We start from the raw sequence: 642 nt of genomic DNA, 5'->3' as shown, positions 1-642 counted from the left end.
CTAGCCGGGTGGGGATCGGGCGGCGGGCGCTGTCCGGGGGCGGGCCAGCCCCGGAGCCGCTCAGACGGTGTGGATCAGACCGTGCAGGTCACACCGGGCAAGGCCGGCCGAGCGGGTCGGGCGGGGTGGGTCAGGCGGGGTGGGTCGGGAGTGCCCTGTGGCCGATGGGGCTCACACGGTCGGCGTGCAGCTGGCTGGCCGCCAGGACCACGGCTCCCAGCACCGGTCCGGAAGTCCCCAGGGTGGACAGGCGCGTCTCGACGCGGTCCGCCACGGCAGCAAGGGCATAGCGGTTGATGGACTCCACCACTCCGGTGCGCAGCGACTCTCCGCCTGCCGCCAGCTCTCCGCCGAGCACCAGGCGTTCGGGAGCCAGTAGATTGCACATGCTGGCCAGGACCAGACCCAGGCTGACACCGGCCTCATGGATCAGCCGCTCCACAGCGGTGTTCCCGTGTTCGGCCACGAGCACCTCCTCCAGACCTGCCGGCGTCGCACTGGTCAGTCCGATGGCGCGCATTTTCGCTGCCATCGCCACCGTGGACGCCTCTGACTCCAGGCAGCCCCTCTGCCCGCACACGCACAGCTCGGAGGCACCCGGCACCCGGACATGCCCGATCTCCCCCACCCGGCCGTCGGAGC

Annotated in this window: 1 protein-coding gene; it reads right to left on the bottom strand. The window is 72.0% G+C overall.

The genetic code is table 11. From position 1 onward, the window contains the following. Positions 1-130: 130 nt before the first annotated feature. Positions 131-642 (bottom strand): ROK family protein (locus FK530_RS24725; RefSeq protein WP_146489455.1); only part of this gene is annotated, 512 nt, incomplete at its 5' end.

This window comes from Tsukamurella conjunctivitidis, assembly GCF_007858475.1.
GTDB classification, from domain to species: domain Bacteria; phylum Actinomycetota; class Actinomycetes; order Mycobacteriales; family Mycobacteriaceae; genus Tsukamurella; species Tsukamurella conjunctivitidis.
Note: the sequence above shows the minus strand (reverse complement) of the source record. Positions and strands in the feature narration are given on the sequence as shown.